Here is a 26,488-nt window from a genome sequence, read left to right on the forward strand (position 1 = left end):
CCTACTAATTTTTACTAGTTATTACAAAATCCAGGGATTTTACCCGCCTGTACTGGTTTACTATACAGGAAACCCTGAACTAAATCACAATTGTTCGCCTGCAAAAACTTCTGTTGTTCAAGCGTTTCCACCCCTTCGGCGATCACGTGAAGGTTCAGACTGTGAGCAAGAGCAATAATCGTAGTTGTAATAGGGGCGGAGCTGTTTTCTGATTTAATATCATCAATAAATACTTTATCAATCTTCAGTGTATCAATTGGGAATTCTCTGAGATACTGCAGGGAACAGTAGCCGGTGCCAAAATCGTCTATTGAAATACGGACTCCGATACTTTTTAGTCTTTTCATGGTCGTGACCGTTTCTTCAGTGTTTAACAGCAGTGTATTTTCCGTAATCTCAATTTCTAAAAATTCTGGTGCAAGTCCCGTCCGGGCAAGTACCTCTTTCACGGTATCAACCAGCCCCTCCCGCTGAAACTGCTGTGCGGAAATATTTACCGCTACACGCAGGCTGCAGTGGCTCTGCTCCTGCCAGTTTTTCGCCTGGGAGCAGGCCTCCTCTAAAATCCATTCGCCGATGGATGTAATTAAGCCGGTGTCTTCAGCGATTGGAATGAAATCTGAAGGAGCTATTTTTCCGTGAAGCGGATGATTCCAGCGCACCAGTGCTTCCACGCCGATAACAATATTTTTACTTAAACGCACCTGCGGCTGGTAGAACAATTCAAGCTCATTGTTTTCGAGCGCCCGGTATAAATCATTTTCAAGCCGGATTTTTTTCATGTCCGGCCCCATCTGTTCGGACGAAAACGCCCGGTACGTATTGCCGTTCATTTCCTTCGCTTTATGCATGGCCGAGTTGGCATTCTGGATCAAATCATCCGCCAAATGACCATCCAGCGGGAAGAAGCTGATACCGATACTCGGTTTTACATATACTTCTTCCCCCTCGAGATAAAACGGATTGCGGAACACACGCAGAATCTGTTCTGCAGTGGATGTAGCCTGCGCCATGCTATCAAGCCTTGGAAGAATTAAAATAAATTCGTCTCCTCCCTGGCGGGCCACAGTCGCTGCCCCGCTTACCATTTCCTGAAGCCGGTAGGCAACTTCAGTTAATAATTCGTCTCCTCCAGCATGGCCGAAACGGTCATTGATTTGCTTAAAACGGTCCAGGTCGAGAAATAGTACAGCAATTTCCTGATCATGCTCCTTGGCTTCCCGAAGCGTCTGACTCAGCCGATCATGCACAAGCATCCGGTTCGGGAGACCGGTCGTTCCATCATAGTACGCGTAGTATTCAATCCGCTGCTCCATTTCTTTTCGTACCGTAACGTCTCTGACCGTTAATACGTACCCGACCACTATACCTTCTTCAATCTGGCTTGAAAGAGTATACTCAAGCGTTACCAGTCCCTTTTCAGGATGGCTCATATACGCTTCCCCGCTTACCGGCTGCACAGCATCCGATGCCAGATAAGACGCAAATATATCAGAAAGTGCGCCCTCTTCATTTTCTACATGCTCAAGAATTTCATCGTAGGACTGAATGCTGTGGAACAGCTGGGTGTCCGTTTCAAGCATATGCTCAGCTGCTTCGTTGGAAAACATGACGGTGCCTTCCAGCGAAAATCCGATAATACCTTCATCCACCGTGTTCATAATCAGCTCTTTTTCCGTATTGATTTTGCGCATCTCCAAAATCAGCCGCTGAAGCTCTTCATTCTTGCTTTGTATTTCCTCGGTCCGCCGCGCAATAATGCTTTCCTGGCTTTCAAGGTTGTATAAATGAATCAGAACAGGCGCAGTGGCATTAACAATGGATTCCACCCGGCGCTGCTGGGCTTTGGTATATTCGGCCGGCTGTTCCCCGAGATGAGCGACTACGATCACGCCAAGAACACGGCCAACAGAAATCATCGGCACCATAAAAATACTCTTGATATTAAACACATCGCAGATTTCCTGGAATATCCTGTTTTCTTTTGCAACATCCTCGACAAAAAGCGGTTGTTTTGTTTGAACGACCTGCTGAAAAAGCTTATCGTTCGTCTGGTCCATCTGCATTCGCTCGTGAATGTTTAACCATTCATTCTGTTCAAAATCACTTCTTCGGCTGAGCTTTGAAGGCATGACTGTTTCTTTGGAAACAGGATCAATGATATGAAGACTAACATTATGATTGTTCAGCTCGTCCCCGACATGATTAAAGCAGACATCAATCGCCGAGTCGGATGTCTGTGAATGGGCAAGCTGTTCCATCACTTCGATAAGGGTCTGCTTTTCATGCAGAAGCTCCTCAATGTTGTGCATCGCCTGGCTGTTACGAATGGCTACAGCAGCCATGTGTACATAGGCTTCCACTGTTTCAATTTCAGAATCGGTTAAATTCATCGGCACTCCGTAATCAAACAAATATACGAGTCCGAATAATTCGTCCCCCTGGGAGATTGGAACTGTAAGCACCGACCGGATCTGGAAGAAATCAATCGTTCTGGCATCCGGCCTGTTATCTTTAGATGTATCAGCAATATAGATGGACTGCCGGGAGTCAATCACTTCCCGGGCCAGATGGTCCACCTGCGGGTCGACCACATGCTGGTCTATAGTCATACCGCTCAGCACTTCCGGCTTGCTGACGTAGCCTCTGTAACGCTCCCTGTCCTCTGGGAGATAAATACCAACCGCATCGCATTGGATAATTTCTTCTGATATAGCTGTTACGACGTGTTCAAGAAGTGTTTTAATGTCCAAATTGGCATTAATCAGTCGTGTAATCCTAGCAAGACGCGTATAACGATTATGTTGTCCGTTTGACATCGAATCGCCCCTGTCTGTCGATGATTCCAAAGCTTTTATCTATATTATGCACTAATATTTCAATAGCAGGAAAATTTTTTCTTTATTAAAGTCCTATTTTTCTCTGCTATCCCCCTGTTATGTAGAGGACAATCCGTCTCCCTCCGGAAACAGAAAGCCCCATTATATCTCTAGCGGACCTTAATGACTATTTTACCACGGGCACGTCCTTCTTCGCTCTCTCTATGTGCTGCCCGCAAACCTTTTTCTGAAAATTTGTGTTGGCTGTTGATTTCCACACGCAAAGCACCCTTATTATACAGTGACGTTAAACGTTGAAGTTTTTCGCCTTCTTCCTGCAGCCATACAAACTGGGCAGCCACACCAGCTTCTTCTGCTTTTTCCTGGGAAGGCGGGGCAGCAACCGATGCAAATCTTCCGCCGGTACGGAGCACGCGGAAGCTTTCCTCATGGACACTTTCTCCCACTGTATCTAATACCATATCATAGTCTGAAAGTATATCCACTACATTTTCTTCCTCGTAATTGATCGCCACATCAGCGCCCATCTGCTTCAAAAATTCCTGATTTCTGCCGCTTGCTGTAGCCGCTACATAGGCACCCATATCTTTAGCTACCTGTATCGCAAAATGGCCAACACCGCCAGAACCGCCCTGAATAAGCACTTTACTGCCTTCAGTGATTTCTCCAAATTCGAGCAGGCACTGCTGCGCGGTCATTCCAGCGAGTGGGATCCCGGCGGCCTCCTCGTAGGACATAGGCTCCGGAATAGCTACTAATAGGTCTTCATCTACCAATGTCTGTTCTGCATAAGTACCGCGTCCCGTTAATTTTGGCCGCGCAAACACTCTGTCCCCCGGCCCGAAGGCAGTGACGTCTTTTCCGGCTGTGCGTACGACGCCTGCTACGTCCCATCCTAAAATAATAGGAAATTCGAAAGGGATGTCATCTTTCATGTACCCTGCCCGCAGTTTCCAGTCGATCGGATTGATGGAGGTTGCATACACATCTACGAGCACCTGTCTGTCCCCGGGAGCTTCCGCTTCCATTTCTCTTTCCACCAGTTCATCGGCGCTGCCGTACTGTTCGATTACAATTGCTTTCATTATGAGCCTCCTCTCCTACATTCCTCATACCTTTTACTCCTTTAAATGAAACACGCAATAAAGAACCGCCGCACCTCGAGGCGCAGCGGTCAGGGAACAGGATATGCGATAGTAATTAGTGGGACGTTACCCGTCTGCGTACAAGCAAAAGAGCTCCCAGTCCGGCGACAGCTGTTCCCGCCAGAGCCCAGGCCGGTTGATTTGTAGCTGTTTCCGGCATTTCTCCGCCTTCTTCTGCAGATTCTTCAGTCATATTTTCATCGGAAGCTTCTGTGGAAGCAGCTTCTTCTTCAGTAGCTGTATCTTCTGTAGTGCCTTCGTCGGAGGAAGAGGATTCTTCTCCTGTCACGTCTTCTTCCGTAGTGGAAGTCGTATCTTCTGAAGTGTCATCATTGCTGGTTGTAGCTGAAGTATCGTCGCCTTCTGGTAATGATTCACATGCTAGACCATCTTCATCGTAACCATCCAACCGCTCCGGATCATTCTCTGCAGTATAACCCTGATCCTCAAAATACTGTTGCGCTTCTTCATGTGTTTCAAAGTCTTCACAATCTTTGTCCGTATCCGCCGATACCGGCGCGGAAATCCCCAATGAAATTACCCCTGCGCTGAATAGACTCACTAGCCATTTTTTTGACACACAAATTCCTCCTCATTTAAGTACATATACCTATTCCCCTACTATTATCTTAGGCAATTATTTGTGAAATAACAATATTTTTTTGTATTATATGTAAATTAAATTTACATATAATACAAAAATCCCCCTGTATGCTTTTTATACAGGAGGAATTTCTTATTATTTTTCAATTATTCCGCCAGCACGTCTTTCACAGGCTCTAACGCCGCGAGAAGCTCTTCATCCACCTCGGGGAATGCCCTTGTCCAGTGCAGGAAGCCGTGAATCATGCCTTCTGCCCGGCGAAGGCTGACCTGTCCGCCATTTTGATCAATAGCTTTGGCAAACGCCTCTCCTTCATCCCGCAGTACATCATTTTCTGCAGTAACGATATGTGTGGGCGGCAATTCACCAAGGCGTGTAAAGGCAAGCGGGGCAAGATATGGATTATCCTCGTCTTCACCATCAGCATACTGTTCCATAAACCATTCCAGATCCCGCAACGACAAACCATACCCACCGGCAAACATATCGACCGAAGGAAAATCATGCTCTCCGCTGACGCTTGGGTAAAAGAGCAGCAGGGAGGCAATCTTCGGACCGTTTTCCTGCAGCGCACGTATAGCGGTCACGGCCGCCAGGTTGCCACCGGCACTGTCTCCGGCCAGAGCGATTCTTTCTACATCCAGATTATGCGGATCAGCGTTTTCCACCAGCCATAATAATGCATTGTACGCATCATCCGGAGCTGCCGGAAACGGATGCTCCGGAGCCAGCCGGTAATCCACGCTCACCACTGCGCAGTCCGATTCTTTGGCGATAGCCCGGCAGATATGATCATGGGTACCGATATTTCCAATGACAAATCCGCCTCCGTGATAATAGACGATAGTCGGGTAGCGGTCCATCTCAGTATCCGGGTAATAAATACGAAGCGGTATTTCCCCGTATTCCCCCGTAGTCATTACATCCCGAAGGCCGCCTGCTTCATCGACGTTAACATGGGAGGTGATAACGTCAATACTGTCGTTGAACTGTCCCCGGGCTTCGACCGGTGTCAGCTCGTGCATCTGCATCATGCTTTCCTGCTCTTCTAAAATTGCCTCCAATTCTTCGTGCACAGCCATATTATCTGCCCCGCTTACTCATCTGCTGCATGGATCGCGTGCTTTTCATTCAGTTCATTGTAATCGAGCTGAAGCAGCTGCAGCCAATCCTGCACGTATTTTTTGGCATTGTCCCGTTCGAACTGCTCCCATTCATTTTCGAGTCCGAATTCCTCCACCTGTTTTTCGAAGGATAAGAAACGATCCTCTTCTTCCAATGCTTTTTGAAGGGACTCCTCTTTATCCTCCGGCTGCTTCGAGGCAAAATCCTGCATCAGCCGTGTACTTTCCGCTTTTGTAATCGTCGGGATAGCCACAAGATTCGCGCTTTCCTCCGAACTCCAGGAAAGCGGCGTATCCTCTGATACTGTTTCGACAAATACCAGCCCGAGCTTTTTATCCAGAACGAACATAAACTCATCAAACTGCTGCAGGTATGCTTCTACTAAATCATCCATCAATGCCATATTATTCGTGCCCCTTTTTCTTGATTTCAATTCTTTCCGTTAATTTCGCTTTTACCTCCGGCCATTCCTCTTTTATAATGCTGTAGACAGCCGCATTGCGTACACGTCCGTCCGGTAGTTTGCGCTCATTGCGCAGAATGCCTTCCTCAAAAGCACCCAGTTTTTGAATAGCTTTTCTGGCGGCCTTGTTCTGTTCATCTGTTTTAAACTGTACACGAACAACCCCCAGTGTTTCAAACGCATATGTGAGAAGTAAATATTTGCACTCCGTATTTACGCCGGTAGAGCGCACGCTTTCGCTGTAGTACGTAGATCCAATCTCTGCCGTTTTCCGCTGCGGGGAAATATCATAGAGTCTGGTCGATCCAACGATTGCCCCGTCCTTCCTTCTTTTCACAATAAACGGCATCGTATCTCCCTGCTGTTGCAGCTTTAGAGCTTCTTCGACAATCAGCCTCATATCATGTTTATTATGCATCTTTCTTGTCATATATGTCCAATTGGACGGCTCTGAAGCGATTTCAAACAATGAATCTGTATGTTCTTCCTCCAGCAATTCCAAATCAAACTGCTCTCCTGTTAACCGCAATGTATTAGCTCCATTCCTTTTAATCGGATGTATTTATCATATCATTCCAGACCCTGCGCCAAAAGTAAAAAGCAGCATCACCCGGATGCTGCTTACTGTGATACCGCCCGGACAGCGCTCTGCTTTTCAAAGCCCCGGTTCCGGAATGCTTTTTTCTCTTTCGGGGTAAAAGCATTATATTCTTTCAGGAAAGCTTCATACTGTTTTAATATTTCGGAGGCTTCTCCTTCAGCTCTTACTTCGCCAAATTCCAGCCAGAGTATTTTATTGCAGAATTCTTTCATCTGCGTCAATGAATGGCTGACAAAAAACATCGTTTTCCCGCGCTGCTTAAATTCGTGCATTTTATCCAGACATTTTTGCGCAAAGGCTTTGTCCCCCACTGATAAAGCTTCGTCTACGATAAAAATATCCGGATTGACTGTGATCGAAATAGCGAAGCCGAGCCTTGACTTCATCCCGCTCGAATACGATTTTACCGGTTGGTCAATGAACTGCTCAAGCTCGGAAAACTCGATAATGTCCGGCTCCATCTCCCGGATTTTCCGCTTGGAAAAACCGAGCATCAGGCATTTCAGCTCGATGTTTTCCCGGCCGGAGAGCTTTGCGTTCAGTCCGGTGGAAACGGAAATCATCGCAGCTTCCCCATTTGTCTTTACGGAGCCCTTCGTTGGCGGGATGGTCCCGGCAATAATATTGGAAAGAGTTGATTTTCCGGAGCCGTTGACTCCTACGAGCCCTATGATATCCCCTTTGTCTGCTTTAAACGAAACATTGTGCAGCGCGTAAAACTCTTCCCCGTAGCTTTTTGGCAGAAGCAGGTCCTTCAGCCGCTCGGCATGCGTATCATACAGCTTATATTTTTTTGAAACGTTTTTGACTACGACGGATTTTTTCATTTGTTCTCCCCCGTCTCTATCCTCATTGTGTGATTTATTAAACTATCCGTACTGCTGGTCTACAGAAAATCCACAAAGTGCCGGCGGAAGCGCACGTGCAGTACGGCTCCAATACTGAAAAGCACAAAAACCAAGGCCCAAAAATAAAGGGTGTAGCTGGCGTTTGTGATGAAGTACCATTCCCCGTAAAAGAAGCTTGCCCGGTACCCCTCCACCAGGTAGTACATCGGGTTGATCTTCATCACAGGAATCAGCCAGTCAGGCAGCCGGTTATCCATCGGCCACAGTATCGGGGTTAAATATAAAAACACCCGGATTGAAGATTGTATAAATACTTGAAAATCCCGGACGATCACTGTGAGCGTGGAGGTGATCATTACCACGCTGATTACAAGCAGAATGGCCGCCAGAAGAAAATACGGAATTTGAATATAATACACGCTGATCGGATGCCCGGCAAACTGCATGTAAACGATTGTGATCGCAAGCAGCGCCAAATGCGGGAAAAGTCTTGAGATCACCACATAGGCCGGAATGATGCTTGTTGGAAAATTCATTTTGGAAATCATTTTTATCTTTGAAAAAATAGCTTTTGAGCCATTGGTTACTCCCGGCTGGATAAAAAACCACAGAATAATGCCTGCAAGCATCCAGGTAAGAAAAGGAATACCATCCACGTCGCTCCGCTGGCGGATGCCATATCCAAAAGCAAACCAATAGATGGCGATAAACAGAAGCGGACTGATAATTTCCCAGAAGGAACCAAGGTAATTGCTTTTGTTTTTTATTTTTGTTTCATACACCGCCAGCCGGTTGATCAGCGGAATGCTCGTCCATAATTCTTTCGCTACGGTTCGTACTGCATTCATATTGTTTCCCTCTTTTATCCTCTGCCCAACTAATTAATTTGCGTTGAACACTTTTTCAACCACACGCTTGGCCGCATAGCCATCTTCCCACTGATTGAACTGCTCTTCAAAATCGGCTACTTCTTTATGGTAGCGTTCACGGATAGTTCCGCTGTTTTCTACTTCTTCGATGATTTCTTCAGTATTCATGACCAGCGGCCCCGGAGCTTCCTGCTCAAAGTCAAAATAGAAGCCGCGCAGCTTGTCCCGGTAGCTGTCGATGTCATACGTATAAAATATCATCGGGCGTTTTAAAATGCCATAATCAAACATCACAGAGGAATAATCTGTAATCAGCACATCGCTGACCACGTAAAGATCCCGGATGTCCTCATACGCAGAAGCATCAATCGCAAAATCTTCATACCCTGTAACGTCCAGATGATCAGACACGAGATAATGCAGACGCAGAAGCAGGACATACTCGCCTCCGAGGCGACGGCGCATTTCCTCAAGATCCATCGAAAGGGTGAATTTGTATTTTCCAATAAAATAATATTCGTTGTCCCGCCATGTCGGAGCATACAGGATCACTTTTTTATCTTCCGGAATGCCGAGGTTTTCCTTGATCTGCTCCACGTCCGAGCCTGAATAATGATGAAGGTAGTCGTTTCTTGGATACCCGGTTTCAAGCAGATTATGCCTGAACTCAAACGCCCTCCGGAAAATCTGGGCGGAATAAGGGTTCGGGGCTACAAGATAGTCCCAGCGTCCGGCTTCAAACAGGAAGTTTCTTTTGTATTTTTCCGTCGTCGTGCCCGGCATCGTTACTTCATTCATGTCTTTGGCAAGTTTTTTGAGTGGTGTGCCGTGCCATGTTTGAATATAAACCGTTTTGTCCGGCTTTGGAATCCATTTTGGCAGCCGGCTGTTAAACACCCAGTACCTGGCACGCATCAACACAATAAACCATCGGAAAGAAAAGCGTTTGATTGTCTTCAGGCCCCGTTCATCAAAAAGCTCTTTGTACCGGTGGTCAATGCTCCAGTAAAAACGGAGCTTCGGATAATCCTGCTGCATTTGTTCATAAATCGCACGCGGATTACAGCTGTACTGCTTGCCGAAAAAGCTTTCAAACACGATAATATTTTCATTTTTAGGAAGCTTTCCAAGTACGGAAAGAACCGCTTTATAAAAGTTTTTGCCGTTACGCAGTCTTTTAATTTTTTTCCATCGTTTCGTTATTCGTTTTTTCGCATTTTTCCATGAGCGTTTGAATTTCTTTTTGTATTTTTTCGTCCATTTCTTTTTTGCCATTATCGTCCCTCAATTTTTTTAAAAGTTCGTATTTTGGGTGCTTTGCTGCGCACCTTGTTCCATTCTATCAAAAAAGAGCTTAACAAAAACGACAAACTTACAAAACAGGTTTAAGTTTTTGTAAATCGTTGTTAATTTTGATGGCAACAAAAAAAGGGAGAGAACATTTCTCCCTCCCCGGCTGCTCAGGTTCTCCGCTTAGGCAGGCGAAGCCTCTTTGAGTGAAGATTAATAGTTTACGAGCAGTAATTCTTTTTTGATTTTTGTTGTCGAGATGTCAGCCGTACGCGGCAGATACACTACTTCACAATACGGGCGGAGGAAATCGAATTTCCCGTGCCAGTCGTCACCCATTACAAAGGTAGTAATGTCGTGATCGAGTACGTCATCGATTTTCTGCTCCCAGTTTTCTTCCGGGATGACTTCATCTACATAGCGAACCGCTTCCAAAATCAGCTTACGCTGTTCATACGTGTAGTATGCTTTTTTGGATTTCAAGTCATTGAATTCGTCTGTCGATATTGCTACCACCAAATAATCTCCAAGCTCTTTAGCTCTGCGAAGAAGATTAATATGCCCCCAATGCAGCAAATCGAACGTGCCGTAAGTCAATACTTTTTTCATAGTAGTGCCCCCCTATATTCCGTTAATTTTTACTCTGTATTTTACTCTTCTACACAAATAATTTTCTCAACAAATTCTTCATTAAAAATTTACATTTATCAACTTGACGCGTTAATTGTAACACATATATCCTTCCAAATATGTCGTCTAATCATGGGAAGTGGAAGGAACTTTCTATAAAACTATGTGACAACCGTGATATCGTTCACATTTTTTCACATATTTAATGGTATTTCAATATAGTTTATGGGCTGCTTTGCTCCACAAAAAAGAAGCAGAATGGCTCTGCTCCTTCAGCTGTTTTCTTTTTCAAGCTCTTCTGCAGCCTGAAATATGCGCGCTGCATTCTGCTTATCTGAGTAACTGAAAATCATTTTTCTGTTTTCGCTTACCGCTTTCTTTTCGGTCCACCCACGCTTCAAATGACGCCGCAGACTTTTCAGAAGCTCTTCCTCCGAATGAACAACATCTCCAAGAAAAGTCTCTTCAAGCGGCCGCAGACTTCCACCCTGGAAAAATCGTTTCGTATCGAAATGATAATAGATGACCGGCTTCTGCATATACGTAAAATCAAAGGATACGCTCGAGTAGTCGGTGATCATCAGCATGCTTTCCTTTAACAGCTGCTGAACCGTTTTTGTGCCCAGTTTGACTACTTCGATTTTATCACTGTTAATTTTATCAAAGGCGTTCGTGTACTGCTGCATCCGGTAGTGCGGGTAAAACTGCAGCACTACGTCATTTTTCTCTAAAAACCGGTGCAGCTTCGGATTTTCCAGAAAGCTTTTGTACCGTCGGTAATATTCCGACTCCAGAAAGGTCTCTTTGGAATGAAGCCATTCCCGCCAGGTCGGAATAAAAATAATTTTCCGCTCCGCCGGCACGCCCTCAAGAAGATTATCAAACCTTGAGAGACCCGTTACCTGTACGTTCTCTTCGTCGTAATGCATCTTTTTCATTACCATTTTCTTTTCAATTTTCGAGCTGACACAAAACAGATGAAACGGGTATTTATAGTATTCCCGGTTATATTCCACACGCTTTCGTCCAAGCACGCCGTGCTGCAGGAAGACACGCAGGCCGCTTCGGTAGGATTCCATTAGCGACCCTTTAAACGGCAGAAAATATTCAATATCATGTGATCCGAAAAAGGCAGTTGCCTTAAGACAAACGTCCACGTGCTCATCGCTTCCGATAATCAGCACGTTCCCAAGCCTCTCCACAGCTTCCCGGTCCATGGAATCTTCCTCAATCGCGTAGTATACCGCCATTTCGGGATAGGCAGTACGGCAGTATTTGAAAAAATGATACCCCGTATCCTGTGCAGTATCCGGCCGCTCCCCGATAACCCACACTGCTGGCTTTTTCCCGGCCCTTTGCATTCTGGCATTTTCTTCCCGGAGCTTCAGGAAATGCTTACGAGGATAAGTGGTCGTTTCTATTTTCACATTTCCCCGCGGCGTATAGGTGACATACCAGGAAACCGCCCGATCTCCTTCTTCAAGCACCCACGAATGCAGGATTTCATCTTTATAATAAATAAAATCTTTTTTTCCAAGCTTTCGTTCGTGTACAAACTCCCCTGCATGCAGGCGGATATAGATGTCCAGCACAGCCTTATCACCGTGAAGCGAGCGGAAATCTTTGAATGCCGCTTCCGCTTCAAATTGTACCCAGCTATCTTTCAGGTGCTGGTTTCTGATAGTTAAGTGATGCTCTTCATTTGTTTCCCTGTTTTTCACCACTACCGTTACCCGCTGTCTCGGCCGCAGGTTACGTGTCAAAGTTGTAAAACGGGCCTGCCCTTCAATAATAAATTTCCCATTCTTCACCTTCATCGATGTAATGTCCTTGGCAATGTCGATTTCATCTATGGAGAATGCGACACGTTTACTTGTCGTCCGGTAAAATTGGTGGCGGTAGATTTTGTCCTGGTGGTACCATTCAAGCTTTGTATTTTTCACCAGATTCCTGCTGTTGGAACGCAGCCGGTAGTCAATCTTCTCCCCATCCCTGGTAACACGAAGGTAGAGGTCCGACCGCCCAAGCCGGTAGGGATGTTTTCCTCTCCCGGTTTCATTTTTAAATAAATTCGTCATTTTTCCATGAAAAACGTATTGCGCCTGCCTGGAATGCAGCTTGTATACACGCACTGGCACAGAAGCTTCTTCATTAGTGTCTCTGTTTTTCCATACGAGCTCCCATGCGTCCGGGCTGTAGCGGTTCCAGTAAAGCGTACCCCGGAAATGGATGATATTCTGTTCATAACTGGCGCGCACCGTATACAGTTTGACGTTTTCTGTCTGAATCATAACTGAAGCCGAATAATTCTGGGTACGGTACACTCGGAAGCTGACCGCCCCTTTTTCATAATGAGGGGCGTACCACTTGGATGCTTTTGCCATATCCCTGGCCGGCATATGAAGACGATGCCGCCATAATGGCTTCGCGCTGGCGTCTGCGATATAAAAATCCCATACACCTGTAAAATGACTTGAAGCATCCAGTTCTACAGTCGATGACCACCATTTATCGTCCTGCCATTCAACGGGGTAGTAATATTTCTTTGACTCTCCACGCTTTTTCAGAATCAATTGAAGCTTTGACGGCCATCCGTTTGCTTCAAGCAGCTTTTTTGAAGCTGTGCCGAGCAATAACCAACCGTGGTCGACTGCTTCTATGTCCATCAGATATGCAGGAAAGAGCTTCACTTTTTTTCCGGAGGGCCTGGTGACTTTCAGCTCCAGGTTATTAAATTTATTGAGTACAGGCCTGAACAAACAGCCCTTTTCGTTTACACTAATTGTCCCCTTCTGCAGCCAGGTTGTCCCGCTTCTTCCGGTTTTCAGGCGAAAACGAATTCCTTCCTTCCTATTTGAAAGCACCGCCCAGCCAATCGCTTTAAAAGGAATATCAGTCGCCAGCTTTTCAAGCAGTACATAAGGCACATAGCCTTCAAACGTCGAAAAGCTCCGTCCGTTTCTCACATCGGCCGCGAAAAAACGAAGCGGTACCCTGATCCGGTTTTCCCATTCCGGCCCCGCTGCCCATTCGATAAAAGAGTACTCTTCTTCGATACGCTTTGGCAGCCGGTCATCTCCAATTTCAATACGGATGGTTATACCATGGTCATCTCCAAGCCATTCCTTCGTCCGGCAGCTGTACTGCTTTTCCTTCCACGGCGACTGTCTTTTCTTAAGCTGCTGCACTGGTGTCCGGTAATGCGTTTTTATCGCTGGTGCCTTCATCTCGACGCTCTCCTCTGTGGTCAAACTCTTTTCACTATGTAAAATGCGGACGCTCTGAAGGTCCGCATTACGTTTCATATCAGTATAGCATATGCGTATTAGTAGCTTCTATACGCAGACGGCCGAGTATACGTTTCGGCAAGCCGGGCTCTCCAGGCAAAATCATCCTCCGCATGGTCATGACGTCTTGGCACCCATTTTTTCCCGATAATCATCGTCTCCGGCCGTTCCTTGGTATACTGTTTCCATTCCGGAATGTCTCCGTGCCCGGGGTCCCCTTCCCTCGCGAACCGAACCCAGGCGTCCTGCATCCGTCTGGTGAGCCCCGGGCTTTCATTTATGCCTAAAAGCGTCCGGTTCCGGAGGGAAAAAGCTGTTTTAACCGTATTAAACAAATATCCGAGCTCCAGCCCGTGGCAGGCTTTCAGCCAGCGGGCTTCCACATTGAAACGGTATTGATACACCCTCCCCCCAGCCCGGGAATACAGCTCGCTAAGCTCTGTGTGATACAAACGAAATGCCCGGTCTGTAAACATCTGCATAAAAATCTGCGAGCGGCTCCATCTGGGATACCTCTTCTTATAGTCCTGGTAAACTGCCATCGTTGTCTCTTCTGACATATGCTCATATTTTCGAAGATAAAATAATACATACGTGTCCACCGATTTTTTCTTGCGCAGCTCTGGAATGAGCAGCTTGAAAAAATGCATCTCGTCTGCGTTGGAGCCGTGAAGGAGCTGTACCTTTCCCGCGTTTTCCTGAATCGCCCGCTCTACGTCAAACGGAATAATTTCTCCATCCGGGGTAGGGGCAAACATTCTGGAGCCGTTATATGGACCGTTGGAGGTAAAATTTTTGTCCACGAACGACACCGTCGTTTTTACCAGATTTTCTGCCGGAGTGGTACAGATGTCATTCATGGAATGCAGGCCGAGCTTGTAAATAAGCTGATCAGAAATGTTCACCGCATCCTCCACCGAACGCGCAAGTCCGGTGATCACTCCGCTTTGAGCGATGGCCTTCTGGAAAAGCCCGCGGGCGGATGGCGCAGCGAGCAGGGCTGTTGCGCTGATGCTTCCGGCTGACTCTCCAAAGATGGTGACATTTCCTGGATCGCCGCCAAAGCTTTCAATATTTTCCTGTACCCAGCGGAGTGCTTCCATTTGGTCCAGCAGGCCGAGGTTTTTCATGTAGGCCCGTTCCGATCCGCAAATATTTTCTGCATCCAAAAAACCAAACATCCCCAGCCGGTAATTAATACTCGCCATTACTACTTCTCCCCGGGAAGCCAACGATTTTCCGTCATACAGCGCCTCCCGGTTCGAGCCGCTGTTAAAGCCGCCGCCATGAATAAATACCATCACCGGCCGGCGGTGCACCGGCTCTTCGTCCGGTCTCCAGATATTCACATGCAGGCAGTCCTCCGATTCCGTACCTTTTCTGAGGCCTTCCACGGACTGCGGACAGGCGGGACCGTAATCCAAAGCGCTGTATAATTCCTTGGATTCACCTAAACGCTGTGGTTTTTTAAACCGCTCCGCTTCTGCGTATTTTATACCAAGATACTCTTGAACATGTTTATATAAACGCCCTTCAAATATTCCTGCAGGCGCATGCAGCCGGACAGTTCCTTTTGATTTTTTCATTTTTATCCTCCATAAATACTAAGTTATGTTTATTTTATCAGTAAGAAAATATGTATATTTTAATTCTTCCTCATATTAGTCGACGGAACAAATGGCGGGTTACGTATAAACAGCTACATATTCTTACAAATTTTTACTTATAATTATGACATTTATATTATCAGCAGGCAGCTGTTCTGTTTACTGTAAATAAAAAAGCTGCAGCCCCCGGTTACCAGGGATTGCAGCTTTTAGTTATCAGTTCTTAACGTCAGGATTGCTGACTTCTGTATCCCGTTTATTCATTACGTAAAGAACCCCAAGGACGATGAGTACAAAAACACTGAATACCGCAAGCACACCATAGCCTTCTCCTAAAAATCCGGACCGGTAAACGAGAGAGCCAAAAATGCCTCCCAGCGCCGGTGCCGCCACCGGAATCCAGGCATACGACCAGTTAGAATCCCTTTTACCCGCAATAGGCAGGAGAGCATGGGCAATACGCGGACCCAAATCCCTGGCCGGGTTGATCGCATAGCCGGTTGTGCCACCGAGCGAAAGTCCGATAGCACCAACAAGAAAACCGACAATAAGCGGGTTCAGGCCTTCCGTGAACTCGTTTGCACCTATACTGTTTAATACGAGTAAAAATACAGCCGTTGCGATAAACTCACTTAAAAAGTTTGCAAACCGGTTCGGAATCGCCGGATCTGTTGAAAACGCCGCCAGCTTTACATCCGCATTCTCTGTTTCCTTCCAGTGGCCGAGAAAATGAAAATATACAACGGCTCCGCCGATTCCCGCACCTATAATTTGAGACACGATATAGCCAGGCACGTCCGCCCACGGGAACTCCCCAATAGACGCAAAGCCAAGAGTAACAGCTGGATTTAAATGCGCCCCGGAAAACTGGCCAACAGCATATACCCCCATTGCTACGGCAAACGCCCAACCGAGCGCAACAACAATCCATCCTCCTCCTTCTGCTTTCGATTTGTTTAAGTTAACGTTTGCAACAACGCCACCACCAAAAATAATAAGTATCATCGTACCAATGACTTCCGCTAAGTATATCGACATCTTCCCAGCTCCCTTGTAAGCGTTTTTAATTTACAGACATAAGTATTGACAGCCGTTTCGCTTTCTCAAACGACTAAAAAACCACACACCTCACTCCCTGTAGAGCATTTTAGTGTGTGGCTTTCATTCGACTCAGCCCGATATATTAACTTAAAAAAACTTTAGCACGAAAAGAAAACGCTGTCAATTCGATTTAGAGCTTAGAGATTTATTCTGTCTTTCTAACCGGTATTATAAAAACGGCCGCCCGCATAATTAACGGACGACCACCGTTATATTTATTTTTTATCTTTCGAATTCTTTTCCCTTTCATTTCCCTGCTCGGCAGAATTTCTGCTTCCCTGCCACTGCTCCTTCTGATCAGCTGTATTTCCGGTGTCTTCCCCTTCCAGATCAGCGACGGAGGCATCTTCTACTTTCTCCACCCGTCCTTCCTGCTCTTCCTCTTCTTCCTGTTCACTTGTGTAGCCGGTCATGTCCGGATCATCGGAAGGGGTCTCGGAAGTACTGTGTTCGCTCACTGCTTCCCACGTGTCTTCTTTATCGAAAGCTACATTTTCTTCCGTTTTTTCACGCTCCGGCCCGGGATTAACTACATCTTCTTCCACTGGGTGATCCTGGGCTGGAGCATCGCTGCCTGCATGGTCTACACAGCGCGTTGTTTCCGGCACAATTTCCAGACGTTCATACGGAATTTCTCTGCCGCAGACCTCACACTTGCCGTAATTTCCGTTTTCCATCGCCTCAAGGGCATGGTCAATGTTTTCAAGCTGCTCCCGGGCCTGATTATTGAGCGCTGCGTCCTTTTCCATTTCATGCAGCTCTGTACCCTGATCGCCGGGGTGGTTGCTGTACTCGGAAAGCTCGCCAATGGTTTCTGTATTGTTATTAGCATTTCCTGTTTCTTCCACTTCGATTTTTTCTTCATTTTCTTTTTTCATTTCCAGAAGCCTACTTTTTAATGCTTTTTCCTGTTCTGCCGTAATCATTTGTATCCCTCCAGTTTTGTCTACTATCTCTTTACCCAATTATCATGTATATTGAAAATGCTTTTTTCTTCAAAAGCGTTCATACAAAATAAACCGAAAAGAGTAAAGGCTTCCCCTCCGGCTTTAAAACAGATTGTTATCGCCTAACATCTTTTCCCCCGGTTTACTGATGCGTAAACCCCAGTGTTACTCTTAAAATTTATCATCTGTCCGACTCGTCTGTTTTCACTTTTCCATAGACTACCTGATTGACATAACCACCTGCGAGGCGCTCTGATTCCTTCAGCGTCCCTTCCAGTTGAAATCCCAGCTTTTCCGGGACCACCCTGCTTTTTTTATTTTTTTCGGCGCAGCGAATTTCCACCCGGTGCAGATCCATTTTATCAAAGGCATATTGGGTAAAGGCTTCTACTGCCTGCGTCATGATGCCTTGGCCCTCGTATTTCTTCCCAAGCCAGTAGCCGAGGCTTGTTTTTTTATTCCCCCAGTCCACTTCATGGTAGTTAATGACACCGGCAAGCTCTCCTTTAAACCTTATGCCCGCCCGGAACCCGCCTCCAGCTGCCGCCTGCTGAAGTGTCCTTTCAATGCTTGCAGCAGTATCCTGGACCGACTGGACATTGTCCACCCAGCTCATCCATTCTTTTAGATGCTCACGATTTTTATCAATCAGGGCAAACAGCTCCCCCGCATGCTCTTTTTGAAGCAGCAGCAGCTCCAGACGCTCGTTAATTTTATATACAAACATATAATTTCTCCTTTGACTCCATAATCAGCATGTCCTGCTCGTCAAACCTCCAGAAATCTGCGTACGCCACTTCCCAAAGGTGGCCGTCCGGGTCTTTAAAATATCCGCTGTACCCTCCCCAAAAAACCCATTCCGGCTGTTTTACAATCCTTCCCCCGGCCCCGGCTGCCTGCTTCATGACGATATCCACCTCTTCAGCAGACTTCGCATTATACGCAAGCGTCACCCCTGAAAAACCTCGTGGTGCTTCCTCCACCATTTCACCAGTTTCTTCCGTCATCTCCTTTAATGAATAAAGAGCCAGCCTGGTGCCTTTGTTGTTAAAAAATACAATACCCGGACCGTCTTCCGTTGCAGCAGTCTCAAAACCGAGTCCCTCCCGGTAAAATTTTCTGGAAGCAGCAATATCTCTGACACCAAGTGTAATAAGATTAATTCTATTCATCGTTTTAGCCTCCCTTATTGAGGTCCCACGTACAAAAGATACTTTAATTGTTATTTCGCCGGGATGCCCCTTTTTCCTTCTTCTTTTCTTTTGAACGGTTGATCTTATCAGTGTTACTGAGCGTTTCGCTTTTCATTCAAACGGGAACCGTCTTTAACAATCATAATTTCATAAGGAGGACGACGATTCATGAGTAAAACAATATTTATCACCGGTGCCGGCACCGGTCTTGGGAAAGGCACAGCAATCGTCCTGGCGAAAAAAGGCCACCGCGTGATTGCTGCAGTCGAGATAATGGCGCAGATTACAAGTCTCCGGGAAGAAGCAGAAGCTGCAGGGGTGGACCTTGAGGTGATCAAGCTCGACATTACGAATAAACGGGACCAACAGTTAATTGCCGATTATGACTATGACATTTTCGTCGCAAACGCAGCCATTGGCGAAGGCGGCCCTATCGCTGAAATACCGGTTGAACGCGTCCGTGAAATTTATGAAACCAACGTGTTCAGCACGCTTGAGAATGCGCAGATTGCTGCTAAAAAGTTCGTAGAAAAAGGCGGGGGCAAAATAATCTTTCTCAGTTCGATCGTCGGTGTGGTAGCGATGCCTTATTTGGCCCCGTACGGCTCCACGAAACACGCCATCGAGTCCATTGCGAAATCGATGAAAGCAGAGCTTGAAGAATTCAATGTCCAGGTGGCCACCATTAACCCCGGTCCATACGAAACGGGCTTTAATGACCGGATGTTTGAAGAAAAATGGAAATGGTACGACCCGGAAAAAAACTTCACCCCGGAAAAATCAATCAGCCGCATGGAGCAAATGCTCGACAGCCAGTTTGACCCTGACGACATGATTAACAAGATGGTTGAAGTGATCGAAGCAGACCATCACGCCTTCCGTACGGCGCATCCTAAGGATACAGAGGATCAGATGAAGCAGGAGGAACAGCAGAACTGGGACGCCCGCATATAAAAAATAAACCGGCCGCGTGCCGGTTTATTTTACGTTCTGGTCCATGTGAAGGAACTTCCTGTCGGTGTCTACCTGACCGTACAAAAACTGTTCAAAAATATCCTCCCCATCCAGCCAGCGGGTGAAGTCAATTTCATACGGCTTTTGGTCTCCTCCAAGGGCGAACCATGCCTTTTGTTCCTGCAGCAGGTAGCCGGAGGTATGAATCGTACCCGCCCAGCTGTGATAATTATCCGAAAACACCCCGCCTTTAGTATTATTCAGCAGCCGGTACGCCTCTTCTGCGGAAGGAAGTACCTGCTTTTTCTTTTCCATAACCGCCTGCCGGGCTTTCGAATCCACTAAATAATGACGGTTTTCCTCCGGCATTTTTTCAAAATGATTTGTACATGTCTGATCGTCCCTGGCAATAACCCCGCGCGGCGATGCCTCTATTACTTTAGAAAAGCCCTTTATGTCCTGGACCACATAGCTGAACGAATGGCGGTGCGGAATTTCTTTCAGCATATCGACCGCCTCCTCCACCGATGCACATACCTCCAGGATTAAGCGGCCAATCATGGAGCAGATGAACCCGTCCCCCGGCTTTTTCCGGTGCATAAAATTGTAGCCCATCGCAAGCTGTTTTTCGTTCATGCCGTCCATCCGGCCGGTTACCCGCTGCGAGGGACCGATCATTGCATAGCCCTGATCCGCCGGCTGAAACAATGTGTACCTGCCCTCGTAGGTTTTTGGATGGTAGTCGTAATTGCGCACAAGATAATTGTCTCCGGTCATAATAGAGCAGCCCGATTTAGGTATTTCAAGACGATAGCCGGAAAAATGCATGATGATTTTTTCCATACTCCATTTCAAACCGTCCTGCAGCCCCTCAAGCTCCTCCCAGATACCCGGAGCCACCTTCATAAGCGCTTCCTTCGTGTCCCCTATGTCCACCTGAAACCGTGGTTTCCGTATTTTCCATTGCTTGTCCCGGTTCTCGACGGACAACGACCCCGCGAGACGTTCCCCCTGGTGTTTGCCAAATTCGTAATGGGTGCCGCGAAACTGCACCACGCTGCTGTATATCTCTTTCACATTGTCACCTTCATTAAATGGTTATTTTTCCCGTCGATACGTGAAAATCAGTTTCGCAAAGTGAAAAACCGCCTGCTGCCAGGCGGTTCAGCGATGCTTTTCCAGGTATTCCTGTTCGAGTATGCTCATCATTACGGCGTGATAGTACTGGTGATCGTAGTAACGGCACTCGCGCTTCATTCCCTCGTGTACAAATCCAAGCTTTTCATATACGTGAATCGCCCGGGTGTTAAACGAAAACACCTCGAGTTCAATCCGGTGGAAATTCAATTTCCCAAACCCGTATTCAAGCATCAGCTTTGTCGCTTCAGTGCCAAAGCGCTGACCGATATAGTCGTCAAACACGACCATTTGAAACCTTGCCTGCCGGCTCGCCGGCGTGTCGATGTCACTAAACGAAGTATCACCGATTAATTGATCATTTCCCTGCATGAAAATACCTAGGCGAACATCTGCATGGGCGTCGGTGCCTTCCATATAGCGCTCCACATCCTCCAGGCTGTAGATACGGCTTGTGCCGGTAAACTGACGGGCAATCTGATTATTGTTAAACGCTTCATACAGCGCCGGTATTTCTTCCTTCGTGTATGGACGCAGATACAGCTGCTCTCCTTCAATAGCTTTTACTAATGGCTGCATTATTTATCCCCCATTTGTTCCCTATTATTCTGATATACAATCATCGCACTGAAATAAAAGAAGTTCATCCCAAACTGAATATCCGTTACTTCGATGCCTGCATCGTCCAGGAAGGCATTCACCTTCTTGTCGAGTCCTTTATCGCTTATGGCATAAAACGTTTTTATTCTCACGTCTCTCCTCCTCAGCATTTTCCTATTATCTATTGTACCAAAAGCAGGTATGATAAAAGGAGAACAGGAGGGAAAATTATGGAACGAATTTATTACGGGGACCATCCGGAGCAGTTTGGAGACCTTCGCCTGCCCGAAGGAGAAGGCCCTTTTCCTTTAGCAATTGTTATTCACGGAGGTTTTTGGAGAATGCCCTTCGGTCTCGATATTATTCAGGACGCAGCGGAGGATTTAACCCGGGAGGGCATTGCCACATGGAATATCGAATACCGGCGCGTCGGCCATGAAGGCGGTGGATGGCCGGGAACATTTAACGACGTTGGCAGGGCCGCTGACTATGTCAGGGAGCTCGCAGCCATTCATCCCATCGACGTTCGGCGGGTATTTACCATTGGCCATTCCGCTGGGGGACAGCTAGCCTTATGGCTCGCTGCCAGGCCATTCCTGCCGGCTACCAGCGAGCTGTCCCATTTCGCTGAGCCATTATCCATCCACGGGGCAGTGAGCCTCGCCGGAGTGCTCGATATGCATCTGATGCACGAGATACACGATTACCGCAACAAAGCCACGGATGCAAAAGAACCTATGGACCCCGTCGCAGATCTACTCGGCGGTTCCCCGGATGAGTTTCCTGAGCGCTATACTGAAACGTCACCGTTTGATCTGATTCCTATTGATGTGCCCCAGATACTCGTGCACGGAGCGCTCGATGTGAACGTACCGGTTGGCATCAGCGCGCAGTACCACCAGGCAGCAAAAATCGGCTACCGGTCCATACGGTATCTCGAACTCCCGGACGCAGAGCATTTTATGCTTACCGATATACAAACCGATGCCTGGAGCCTGATTAAAGAAGAAATCCATGAGATGCTATCTTTATAGATTCGCTTATATAAAAACAAGAATATAAATTTAATAATAAAAAACCGGCGCCTCTGCCGGTTTTTTATTGAGACTGCAGGTGAAAACCAATGTGTTCGAGTGCAGCTTCAAGATTTCTTGAAATATGAATATTCATTTTTAAAATTTCATTGTTGCTCAACTCGTGCCGGGCGATCGCCGGAGATATTCCTGTCAGCAAAATGTTGACTCCCATGAGCTTGAGGGCATGAATGACGTTTATAAACACGTGCGGAAATTCACCATCCACGATCACAAGTCCGGACAAATCAATCACAAGGTGCTCAATTTTTTGAGCCGCGGCGTACTCGAGAACGGTCCGGGTAATAATTTCAGCCCGTTTTTCATCAATAATTCCCTGAACCGGAAGAATCGAAATACCTTTTCTGACCGGGATGATCGGCACATTTAAAAACCCGAGGTTGTACTGGGTATGGTCAAGCTCGATAATATGGGCAAGCACCTCTCCCATGGCTTTTAAGTAATCTATATCCTCCTGGCTGAATATTTTTTCCTCCGGATCCATGACGCAGAGCGTTCCGAATACGTTGCCGTTCAGATCGGTCAGCGTGACGCCAAGGAATCCCTTCATTTGCAGCTGGGAGGTCACCTCTAGTTCTTTTGTCATCACGTCTTTGGTCAGGTCCTCGGTACAGAGTGCATCTTCCTCGTTCATGATAATTTTTCTGCAGTATGTATCACTGTATTCTACTGAAAAGCCTTCAGGAATAATTTCTTCTTTTTTATTGAACGTGCTGATGACAGTCATTTCATTACTGCCGCGCTTTGTAATATACGCTGTATTCACATCAAGCTGGTCGGCTATTAAATTAAACATTTTTTGCGAAACGGATTTCAACGATGGAAATTCGGTCGAATCCAGACTATATTCTTTTTGCAATTTTTGTTCCTCCAACATTTAGTTTAATTGCGGGGGCGATTTGCACATTAGAATTATTATAATACTTTTCCTTTTCCCAAACAATACATGTGTCTTTAGTATGGTATAAATGTTTATTTAGTATGTATTTTCATACACAAAAAAGCCAGGGTGATCCCCTGACTCAAGTGTAAAGCGTATGGACTGTAAAGAGCGCGTTTTCAACGAATCCATGCTCTGAAGCGTGCGGACGGTCCTCTCCGTCTCCGTATCCGTAATCAAGCATGCGGTTTCGATTCAGGCAAAGCTTCACCATGGCTGGCTGAAAAAGATTAAAAAGCTCAAAGCGTCCAGCGAGCTCCGGGAAACGTTTTTGATACGCTTCAATTGTTTCCACTGTCATTTTCCAGAATGTATGCTCTGCAAGTAAATTTTCCCGGTCAAGCAGATCCGACAGGTAGCGGAAGTGGCAGATGAACAGTCCCGTGAAGATAAACTGTACGAGTCCTTCCGGCGGTTCGCACCGCAGAACCTGCTTTAAGTCCTCCGGAAGGTCTTCAAGCTCCGGCAGCTGCTGGTCACTCACATTTACGTCATCTACGAAGTCTTTCATAATAAGCCGGTGCGGTTCGTAGTTCTTTAATACCACGATCGTATTCTGGCCGTGCGGTGAAAAAACGGTGCCGTATTTATACATGTAATGCAGCAGCGGAGGAAGCACGGAATCAAACAGCTGTTTGATCCACGCTTCTGTACTTAATCCCGACCGCTCCACGTATTCCAGCACCAAAGGCTTTCCATTCGCATCTTCGTGCAGAAGGGCCGCCAGCGTTACTGGTTTTTCCTCCTCTTCCACAGCCGTATAAATACTTTCTCTCCAGACAGCCCCCAGCATTTCTGTATACTGGTACGGCACTCCCTCCAGATGATGAAACGTGGGGTGTGGCACATCGATCGTCTCTGTTTCCCCGAGCAGCCCCACCCTACACGTACCCCTCAGGAACGGGTCTTTGTCCTTGACCGCCTGAATCCACTTCGTCACTTCCGGGGCCGCCATTGTCCGCTCACTGGGCAGGCCCCGGTACACCAGCGTATTCAAAATACTTACCGGAAGCTTCACATGTTTTTTTGTTTTATGCTCTGTATTTACGAACGTACGAATCGATTGCTGCGGAAGGTATGTGTCTTCTGAATACTGCAATGGAATAATCCATCCTTTGGCAATGTACTCAGCGTAAAGCGTCACAATGTGATTGTCCCACTGCCAGGCATGCACCGGCATGTAATAATAGTCCTCCGCTTCTCTCCCGGCCCGGTTTATAAGATCGCGAAAATGTTTTCGTTCACTCTCATTCAGTTCCTCTTCTATTAAACGATGGTAACCGTCAGCGTGTACCGTTTGAAACGAAGCTGCTTTCTTGTGGACCGCTATCCAGAACAAACGAACCTTCTGCTTGTGTTCAGGAGCATAAGAAAGATAATCCTGAAAGCTGAAGCCAATGCGGCCTTTATTGTAAGTGATCCATGGATGCCCGCCCATTTCTCCTTCAAGACGCAAATAATCCATTTCCGCAAGCTCGGCAGCTGTCGTTTGTTTGTCCAGCAAATGGCAGTCTGCGATCAGGGTATGATAATATTCTTTCAGTAAATGGCCGGCGGTCTCACTCGAGATCGGTGCCATTTGCTGAAGTTCAAGCAGAAAAGCATCTGCCCGCACAGGTACTTCTACATCATGTTCTTTTTTTACGATGCTTTCCGGGTACACATGGACACTGTCAAAAAGCCGCTTGCGTGCAGAAAATGTATAAACTGCTCCAGAGGCTTCTACTTGAAGCGTTTGGGGGTCGCCTTCTTTTACAATATCTGCTTCTATAATAGCTTCATACAAAAATTCCTGGAGCATCTTCGCCGTTAACCGCTGATTCGCTTCCTCCCAGTGCCGCTGTTGGACGGCCCCAAAGGATTCATCCGTATATGGATTCATTTGTTTTCTTCCCTTCTTTTTAGGATTAGGATCACAGGTTTACGCGAAAACCCCGGTCTTTTTTCTCTCAAATTGCTGGAAAACATTTTTGGTCCGGACAGGGTAAACCTCCCGGCCGGCGATTTGGTTAATAATGACCGCGTTCCGATGCGCTCCAAGCCCGAGATCCGGCGCCCCAACGCCGTGTGTGTGCATTTCACCGTTTTGAATAAACACATGACGGTTCCTTTCAGCCTGTACAGCGCGGTACTTTTCATCAATCTGCAGACGCCCGTGTTTATCACGCTGCAGCCTTGCTTCGATACCTTTTAAAAACGGCTGTGGAGACGGCTGATAGCCTGTCGCAGCGATTAACGCTTCCGTTTCTTCTGTGTATTCCGTGCCGTAGTTAATCTCCCTCAAAAACAGCTTCATTTTGCCGGCGGGCATTCTCTCCATGTTCATCACTTCCGTATTTGCCTGCAGAGTGATGTCCTCGTTCTCCCCTCCGATCGTCTGCTCATAAAGCTCATCGTACACCGCAGCTATGGTGTCAGCGCTGATCCCTTTATACAGAAGATCCTGCTTCTGGAGCAGCTGCTCCTTTGTGTAAGAATCAAGGTGGTAGAAATAACTAATATATTCCGGCGAAAAATGCTCCAGCCCGAGCTTGGAATACTCCATCGGGAAAAATCCTGAAGACCTTGTATACCAACGCAGACTGTAGCCATATTCAGGCCGGTTCTTTAACAGATCGAGAAAAACTTCAGCGGCGCTCTGTCCGGATCCTGCCACCGTAATGCTCTCCTTTTGAAGAAGCTCCTTCCGGCGGTACCGGTAACCAGCAGAATGGCAGACATCTCCTCCCTTTTCTGCCCAGAAGGGAAGCGACGGTTTCGTGCCCGTACCTGTCACGATGTGCCGGGTATAGTAGTATTCGGTTGTTTTCCCATTCGAACGTACCGCTTCCACTTTATACAGGCTGCTTTCTTCCAGAAAGGACACATTGGCCACATACCGGCCAAACCGGCAAGAGGAAAGCTTGTCCGCTGCCCACTGGCAGTAGTCATTGTATTCACGACGAGGAATATGAAATTTTTCATAGAAATAAAAAGCATACAGCCGATCCTTTTCCTGTAAATACTGCAAAAAGGAGTAGGGACTCTTTGGGTCTGCCATTGTGACCAGATCAGCAAGAAAAGGAACCTGCAGACTGGCGCCATCGAGCAGCATACCGCCGTGCCATTCAAATGATTCATTTTCATCCAGGAATACGCCTTGTATTCCCGATACGTTTTCCACAAGCGCTGCCATCCCAAGGTTGAATGGCCCAATGCCTATGCCAAGTACGT

General features: G+C 46.8%; 24 protein-coding genes. 2 read left to right on the top strand and 22 right to left on the bottom strand.

Annotation, left to right across the window (positions count from 1 at the left end; genetic code table 11):
* Positions 1-14: 14 nt before the first annotated feature.
* The 16 genes from Q0757_RS13710 to Q0757_RS13785 all read right to left on the bottom strand — a co-directional run bounded on the left by Q0757_RS13710 (position 15) and on the right by Q0757_RS13785 (position 18,529).
* Entirely contained in the window at positions 15-2,819 is a 2,805-nt protein-coding gene (locus Q0757_RS13710; RefSeq protein WP_298788288.1) for an EAL domain-containing protein, read from the bottom strand.
* Between the two features lie 170 nt (positions 2,820-2,989).
* Positions 2,990-3,925 carry an NADP-dependent oxidoreductase gene (locus Q0757_RS13715; protein ID WP_298788290.1) on the bottom strand — a complete coding sequence of 312 codons (936 nt, stop codon included), beginning with the start codon at positions 3,923-3,925 and terminating at the stop codon, positions 2,990-2,992.
* A 115-nt stretch (positions 3,926-4,040) separates the two neighbouring features.
* Positions 4,041-4,565 (bottom strand): excalibur calcium-binding domain-containing protein, encoded by a 525-nt coding sequence (locus Q0757_RS13720; RefSeq protein ID WP_298788292.1) that lies wholly within the window; start codon positions 4,563-4,565, stop codon positions 4,041-4,043.
* A gap of 170 nt (positions 4,566-4,735) precedes the next feature.
* The gene (locus Q0757_RS13725; protein WP_298788294.1) at positions 4,736-5,671 is read right to left on the bottom strand and encodes an alpha/beta hydrolase; all 936 of its coding nucleotides are present in this window, start codon (positions 5,669-5,671) and stop codon (positions 4,736-4,738) included.
* Positions 5,672-5,685: 14 nt separating this feature from the next.
* On the bottom strand, positions 5,686-6,117 hold the full coding sequence (locus tag Q0757_RS13730) for a UPF0158 family protein (protein ID WP_298788296.1): 432 nt from the start codon (positions 6,115-6,117) through the stop codon (positions 5,686-5,688).
* 1 nt (position 6,118) lies between these two features.
* Positions 6,119-6,706 (bottom strand): GNAT family N-acetyltransferase, encoded by a 588-nt coding sequence (locus tag Q0757_RS13735; protein ID WP_298788299.1) that lies wholly within the window; start codon positions 6,704-6,706, stop codon positions 6,119-6,121.
* Between the two features lie 92 nt (positions 6,707-6,798).
* Positions 6,799-7,605: a teichoic acids export ABC transporter ATP-binding subunit TagH gene (gene tagH, locus Q0757_RS13740; RefSeq protein WP_298788301.1), complete on the bottom strand. Its 807-nt coding sequence runs from the start codon at positions 7,603-7,605 to the stop codon at positions 6,799-6,801.
* Between the two features lie 59 nt (positions 7,606-7,664).
* Positions 7,665-8,474, bottom strand: a complete 810-nt coding sequence (locus Q0757_RS13745) for an ABC transporter permease (protein ID WP_298788303.1) — start codon at positions 8,472-8,474, stop codon at positions 7,665-7,667.
* A gap of 33 nt (positions 8,475-8,507) precedes the next feature.
* Positions 8,508-9,770, bottom strand: a complete 1,263-nt coding sequence (locus tag Q0757_RS13750) for a CDP-glycerol glycerophosphotransferase family protein (RefSeq protein WP_298788305.1) — start codon at positions 9,768-9,770, stop codon at positions 8,508-8,510.
* 228 nt (positions 9,771-9,998) lie between these two features.
* A complete protein-coding gene (gene tagD, locus Q0757_RS13755) occupies positions 9,999-10,394 on the bottom strand; it encodes a glycerol-3-phosphate cytidylyltransferase (protein WP_022793663.1) in 396 nt (131 codons plus the stop codon).
* 293 nt (positions 10,395-10,687) lie between these two features.
* The gene (locus Q0757_RS13760) at positions 10,688-13,720 is read right to left on the bottom strand and encodes a CDP-glycerol glycerophosphotransferase family protein (protein ID WP_298788308.1); all 3,033 of its coding nucleotides are present in this window, start codon (positions 13,718-13,720) and stop codon (positions 10,688-10,690) included.
* Between the two features lie 20 nt (positions 13,721-13,740).
* A complete protein-coding gene (locus Q0757_RS13765; RefSeq protein ID WP_298788310.1) occupies positions 13,741-15,288 on the bottom strand; it encodes a carboxylesterase/lipase family protein in 1,548 nt (515 codons plus the stop codon).
* 237 nt (positions 15,289-15,525) lie between these two features.
* On the bottom strand, positions 15,526-16,347 hold the full coding sequence (locus Q0757_RS13770) for an MIP/aquaporin family protein (RefSeq protein WP_298788312.1): 822 nt from the start codon (positions 16,345-16,347) through the stop codon (positions 15,526-15,528).
* 278 nt (positions 16,348-16,625) lie between these two features.
* Entirely contained in the window at positions 16,626-17,336 is a 711-nt protein-coding gene (locus Q0757_RS13775; RefSeq protein ID WP_298788314.1) for a TraR/DksA C4-type zinc finger protein, read from the bottom strand.
* 202 nt (positions 17,337-17,538) lie between these two features.
* The gene (locus Q0757_RS13780) at positions 17,539-18,084 is read right to left on the bottom strand and encodes a GNAT family N-acetyltransferase (RefSeq protein ID WP_298788316.1); all 546 of its coding nucleotides are present in this window, start codon (positions 18,082-18,084) and stop codon (positions 17,539-17,541) included.
* Positions 18,071-18,529 (bottom strand): VOC family protein, encoded by a 459-nt coding sequence (locus tag Q0757_RS13785; RefSeq protein ID WP_298788319.1) that lies wholly within the window; start codon positions 18,527-18,529, stop codon positions 18,071-18,073. Before Q0757_RS13785 ends, Q0757_RS13780 begins: the two co-directional genes overlap by 14 nt.
* Before the next feature lie 189 nt (positions 18,530-18,718).
* On the opposite strand from Q0757_RS13785, the gene Q0757_RS13790 reads away from it, so the two are divergent.
* Positions 18,719-19,504, top strand: coding sequence for an SDR family oxidoreductase (locus Q0757_RS13790; RefSeq protein ID WP_298788321.1), 786 nt, complete (start codon positions 18,719-18,721; stop codon positions 19,502-19,504).
* Between the two features lie 24 nt (positions 19,505-19,528).
* Here Q0757_RS13790 and Q0757_RS13795 read toward each other — a convergent pair whose 3' ends face one another.
* The 3 genes from Q0757_RS13795 to Q0757_RS13805 form a co-directional block, all read right to left on the bottom strand.
* Complete coding sequence (locus Q0757_RS13795; RefSeq protein ID WP_298788323.1) at positions 19,529-20,581, bottom strand: C45 family peptidase; 1,053 nt, start codon at positions 20,579-20,581, stop codon at positions 19,529-19,531.
* A gap of 87 nt (positions 20,582-20,668) precedes the next feature.
* Positions 20,669-21,220 carry a GNAT family N-acetyltransferase gene (locus Q0757_RS13800; RefSeq protein WP_298788325.1) on the bottom strand — a complete coding sequence of 184 codons (552 nt, stop codon included), beginning with the start codon at positions 21,218-21,220 and terminating at the stop codon, positions 20,669-20,671.
* Complete coding sequence (locus tag Q0757_RS13805) at positions 21,220-21,393, bottom strand: hypothetical protein (protein ID WP_022793673.1); 174 nt, start codon at positions 21,391-21,393, stop codon at positions 21,220-21,222. Before Q0757_RS13805 ends, Q0757_RS13800 begins: the two co-directional genes overlap by 1 nt.
* A gap of 78 nt (positions 21,394-21,471) precedes the next feature.
* Here Q0757_RS13805 and Q0757_RS13810 point away from each other — a divergent pair, with 78 nt between their 5' ends.
* The gene (locus tag Q0757_RS13810) at positions 21,472-22,275 is read left to right on the top strand and encodes a S9 family peptidase (protein ID WP_298788329.1); all 804 of its coding nucleotides are present in this window, start codon (positions 21,472-21,474) and stop codon (positions 22,273-22,275) included.
* Between the two features lie 64 nt (positions 22,276-22,339).
* On the opposite strand, the gene Q0757_RS13815 is transcribed toward Q0757_RS13810, so the two are convergent.
* The 3 genes from Q0757_RS13815 to Q0757_RS13825 form a co-directional block, all read right to left on the bottom strand.
* Entirely contained in the window at positions 22,340-23,194 is an 855-nt protein-coding gene (locus Q0757_RS13815; RefSeq protein WP_298788331.1) for an STAS domain-containing protein, read from the bottom strand.
* Positions 23,195-23,357: 163 nt separating this feature from the next.
* On the bottom strand, positions 23,358-25,157 hold the full coding sequence (locus Q0757_RS13820; protein ID WP_298788333.1) for an IucA/IucC family siderophore biosynthesis protein: 1,800 nt from the start codon (positions 25,155-25,157) through the stop codon (positions 23,358-23,360).
* 39 nt (positions 25,158-25,196) lie between these two features.
* Complete coding sequence (locus Q0757_RS13825; RefSeq protein ID WP_298788473.1) at positions 25,197-26,450, bottom strand: lysine N(6)-hydroxylase/L-ornithine N(5)-oxygenase family protein; 1,254 nt, start codon at positions 26,448-26,450, stop codon at positions 25,197-25,199.
* Positions 26,451-26,488: the final 38 nt, after the last annotated feature.

This window comes from uncultured Marinococcus sp., assembly GCF_947493875.1.
In the GTDB taxonomy this organism is placed as follows: Bacteria; Bacillota; Bacilli; order Bacillales; family Marinococcaceae; genus Marinococcus.